The 4,081-nt window shown below is 67.0% G+C and carries 5 protein-coding genes; all 5 read right to left on the bottom strand.

The annotated features are described in order from the left end of the window. Positions 1–341: 341 nt before the first annotated feature. Positions 342–536, bottom strand: coding sequence for a PLD nuclease N-terminal domain-containing protein (locus Q4F04_RS14705; RefSeq protein ID WP_303370549.1), 195 nt, complete (start codon positions 534–536; stop codon positions 342–344). Positions 537–611: 75 nt separating this feature from the next. Beyond that, on the bottom strand, positions 612–1,910 hold the full coding sequence (hslU, locus tag Q4F04_RS14700) for an ATP-dependent protease ATPase subunit HslU (protein WP_303370548.1): 1,299 nt from the start codon (positions 1,908–1,910) through the stop codon (positions 612–614). 56 nt (positions 1,911–1,966) lie between these two features. Continuing rightward, positions 1,967–2,809, bottom strand: a complete 843-nt coding sequence (locus Q4F04_RS14695; protein ID WP_303370547.1) for a MaoC family dehydratase N-terminal domain-containing protein — start codon at positions 2,807–2,809, stop codon at positions 1,967–1,969. Further along, positions 2,806–3,900, bottom strand: a complete 1,095-nt coding sequence (locus Q4F04_RS14690) for a CaiB/BaiF CoA-transferase family protein (protein ID WP_303370546.1) — start codon at positions 3,898–3,900, stop codon at positions 2,806–2,808. Before Q4F04_RS14690 ends, Q4F04_RS14695 begins: the two co-directional genes overlap by 4 nt. Further along, the coding region (locus Q4F04_RS14685) for an acyl-CoA dehydrogenase family protein (RefSeq protein WP_303370545.1) at positions 3,900–4,081 on the bottom strand (182 nt) is incomplete at its 5' end. The genes Q4F04_RS14690 and Q4F04_RS14685, both read right to left, overlap by 1 nt.

Here is a 4,081-nt window from a genome sequence, read left to right as displayed (position 1 = left end):
CTGCGTTTATAGCAGAGTCAATTTCATTCCATGTAGGCATTTTTGCTTATAGAATAGGAACGTACAGAAACTGACCGGTATGCGCCATAAGGGGAAAAATCATCTGCCTTGTCTTGCCCGAACCGCTCTCTGGTTTGTGGAGCGGGGTCATTATCTGACCTTAATAAACCTGAGGCCTGCATAGCTTGGAGCAGTTGATTGTAGTCCATTCGAATCACCTCCATGACGTAACTTCACATTCACATGGGAGAGTCAAGATAGCAACATCCTTCGAGGATGCTCGGCTGGATACATGTAGCCTCTGAGTCTGTGTTGTCACACTTACAAATTTTCTAGGCCTCTTACCCCCGCCCCCCATAATTCGCCTTCGGCCCTGCGATCCACCAGGCGATGAGCCCCGCCACCGGCAGGATCGCCACCACCAGCACCCAGATGATCTTGGATCGGCCCGTCGCGCCCGAGTTGATGATCGAGGCGATGGCCCAGATGTCGAGGACGAAGATGATCAGGCCGAAAACGCTGCCGAAGAAGTTCATCGGGATGGCTCCGTGAGTTGGGGGGCGCGGTCGGCCCGTCGGTGCGTCAACGGGCTGGTCGCGCCGGGGTTCCCGTTACAGCACGTAGCGCGACAGGTCCGCGGACCGCGCGAGGTCGCCGATCTGCGATTCGACGAAAGCCGCGTCCACCGTCACCGCCTCGCCCTTGCGGTCGGGGGCGGTGAAGGACAGCTCTTCGAAGACGCGCTCGATCACGGTGTAGAGGCGGCGGGCGCCGATGTTTTCCACGCTGCCGTTCACGTCCGCCGCGATGCGGGCGAGGGCTGCGATGCCGTCCTCGGTGAAGCTGACCTCGACGCCCTCGGTCCGCATCAGGGCCGCGTATTGCAGGGTCAGGGCGTTGTCGGTCTCGGTCAGGATGCGGACGAAGTCGGCCTCGGTCAGGGCGCGCAGTTCCACGCGGATCGGCAGGCGGCCCTGCAGTTCCGGCAGCAGGTCCGAGGGCTTGGCGACGTGAAAGGCGCCCGACGCGATGAACAGGATGTGGTCGGTGCGGACGGGGCCGTATTTGGTGCTGACCGTGGTGCCCTCGATCAGGGGCAGCAGGTCGCGCTGGACGCCTTCGCGGCTGATGTCGCCGCCGCGGGTCTCGGCGCGGGCGCAGACCTTGTCGATCTCGTCGATGAAGACGATGCCGGATTGCTGGACGGCCTCCAGGGCCGCAGCCTTGATCTGCTCGTCGTCCAAGAGCTTGTCGGCTTCCTCGGCGATCAGCAACTCGTAGGATTGCGCGACCGACACCTTGCGGCGCACGCGGCGGCCCCCGAAGGCCTTCATCAGCGCGCCGAGGTCCATCATCTGGCCCATGCCGGGCTGGCCGGGGATCTCCATCCCCAAGGGGTTCGAGGTATCGTTGATCTCAAGCTCGATCACGGTGTCGTCGAGTTCCCCCCGGCGCAGCTTGCCGCGGAACAGCTCGCGGGTCTGGTCGCGGGCGTTCTCGCCGGCCAAGGCCTCGATCACGCGGGCCTCGGCGGCCTCGCGGGCGCGGGACTTCACCTGCTCGCGCATCCGCTGGCGGGTTTCGACCATGGCGGCGTCGGTGAGGTCGCGGATGATCTGTTCGACGTCGCGGCCGACATAGCCGACCTCGGTGAACTTGGTGGCCTCGACCTTGACGAAGGGGGCGTGGGCGAGCTTCGCCAAGCGGCGGGAGATCTCGGTCTTGCCGACGCCGGTCGGGCCGATCATCAGGATGTTCTTGGGGTAGACCTCGTCGCGCAGGTCGTCGGCAAGCTGCTGGCGGCGCCAGCGGTTGCGCATGGCCACCGCGACCGCGCGCTTGGCCTCGGCCTGTCCGATGATGAAGCGGTCAAGCTCGGCGGTGATCTCGCGGGGGGTCAGGTCGGTCATGGCGTCCTCAGGGTTTCGTTGCCGCCGACTTATGCAGTGGGGGCCGGAACGCCAAGTCACCAGGTGGCGCGGGCCTGCATCGCGATGGGGCCACCCGCCTGCGCGGTCCAGAGCTTCAGGGCCTCGCCATCCTCGGCCGCGTTCAGGCTGTAGTCGGCGGTATCGAAGATGGTCGAGAGGCTGCGGAAGTCGAAGGTCTTGGGGACGCGGCCTCGGACCCGTTCCGCGAGGTGGACCAGTTGCGAGGCCTGCAGCGGGCCGTGGACGATGAGGCCGGGGTAGCCCTCGACCTCGCGGGTGTAGGGCGCGTCATAGTGGATGCGGTGGCCGTTGAAGGTGAGGGCCGAGTAGCGGAACAGCAGCGGCGCCGAGGGGATCACCGTGACGCGGTGGGCGCCTTCGGGGGCCGGGGGCGGCGGCGCTTTTGCCGGGCCGCTGGCTGGGTCGAGGTCGCGGTAGACGATGTCCTGCCGTTCGGTCAGGACGTGGCGGGCGTCGCTCTCGATGCGGTGTTCGACGGTCACGAAGCAGAGGGTGCCGGTGCGGCCCTGTTTCACCGCGACCTCGCGGATGGTCGAGCGGCGGGTGACGGTCTCGCCGATGCGGATGTCGTCGTGGAAGGCGAAGCTGCCGCCGGCCCACATGCGGCGGGGCAGGGGCACGGGGGGCAGGAAGCCGCCGCGCGCCGGGTGGCCGTCGGGACCCAGCTCGCCTGCCGGCGCGGCAGGCGGGGCGAGGCAGAGGTGGATCATCACCGGGGCGGGCGCCCCGGCTGCGGTGTCCCCGATGCGGCCGAAGGTGGCGTTGAAGCGTCCGACCAGCGCGGGGGTGACGGCTTCGGACTTGGTTTCCTTGCTGCCGATCCATCCGCGCAGGTGGTCGAGGTCCAGGTCCATCATGCGTCCCTCAATGCCGGCACGCTGCCATAGCTGCGGGTCTCGTCGGTGAAAACCGCGCCGGGGGCGGGGTAGCTGACGGGGCCGGCCCCGGTGTCCACGGTGATGCGGCGCAGGTGCGGGTGCTGCGACAGCGCGGCCATGTCGTTGACCGAGGCCAGCGCCACATCGGCGGCCTGCAGGGCCTCGATCGCCTCGGCCTCGGTCATGCGGGCGAAGCCTGCGGCCACCGTGGCATCCGTTTCCGCGCGGTTTTCCACCCGCGCGACGTTGGTGGCGAAGCGCGGGTCGCGGCCGAGGTCGGGCTGGTTCAGGAAGACCTCGGCCAGCTTGCGCCATTCGCGGTCGCTTTGCACCGAGATCAGGATCTGCTTGCCGTCCTTCGTGGAAAACACGCCATAGGGGGCGATCGACGGGTGTGCCATGCCGAGGCGTTTCGGGCTTTGCCCGTCCTCGTGCTGCAACAAGGGCACGGTCAGCCAGTCGGCCATCACGTCGAACATGGACACCGAGATGTTCGCGCCCTTGCCCGTCACCCCGCGCCGGATCAGGGCTTCGAGGATCGCGGCATGGGCCGTGGCCCCGGTGGCGATGTCCACCAGCGAGATGCCGACGCGCGAGGGTTCCTGCGGCCCGCCGGTGATGGAACACAGGCCCGACTCAGCTTGGATCAGCAGGTCATAGGCCTTGCGGTCGGCCATCGGGCCATCCTCGCCATAGCCGGTGATCGAGCAGGTGATCAGGCGCGGCCAGTCCGCCGCCAGCCGGTCGAAGCCGAAGCCGAGGCGCGCCAGCGCCCCGCGCTTGAGGTTCTGGACCAGCACGTCGGCGCCATCCAGCAGCCGCGTCAGTTCCGCCTTGCCGGCGTCCGAGGCGAGGTCCAGCACCACGGTCTCCTTGCCGCGGTTCAGCCAGACGAAGTAGCTGGACTGACCCTTGGCGACGGAATCGTAGCCGCGGGCGAAGTCGCCCTCGGGGCGCTCGATCTTGATGACCTTCGCGCCCGCGTCCGCGAGGCGCGAGGTGGCGAAGGGGGCGGCAACGGCCTGCTCGATGGCGACGACGGTGAGGCCGGAAAGGGGAAGGGTGCTCATCAGTAGCTCTTGGGCATTCCGAGGACATGCTGGCCGATATAGCCAAGGATCATGTTGGTCGAGATCGGGGCCACCTGATACAGCCGCGTTTCCCGGAACTTGCGTTCCACGTCATATTCATTGGCGAAGCCGAAGCCGCCGTGGAACTGGATGCAGGCGTTCGCGGCCTCCCAGCTTGCTT

It is taken from the genome of Paracoccus sp. (in: a-proteobacteria), assembly GCF_030536915.1.
In the GTDB taxonomy this organism is placed as follows: Bacteria; Pseudomonadota; Alphaproteobacteria; order Rhodobacterales; family Rhodobacteraceae; genus Paracoccus.
This window is presented reverse-complemented; position numbering and strand designations above follow the sequence as displayed.

Bases quoted from the DNA above. Each gene is read 5' to 3' on its own strand.
- Q4F04_RS14705 (WP_303370549.1), bottom strand. From the start codon at position 536: ATGAACTTCTTCGGCAGCGTTTTCGGCCTGATCATCTTCGTCCTCGAC.
- hslU (WP_303370548.1), bottom strand. From the start codon at position 1,910: ATGACCGACCTGACCCCCCGCGAGATCACCGCCGAGCTTGACCGCTTC.
- Q4F04_RS14695 (WP_303370547.1), bottom strand. From the start codon at position 2,809: ATGATGGACCTGGACCTCGACCACCTGCGCGGATGGATCGGCAGCAAG.
- Q4F04_RS14690 (WP_303370546.1), bottom strand. From the start codon at position 3,900: ATGAGCACCCTTCCCCTTTCCGGCCTCACCGTCGTCGCCATCGAGCAG.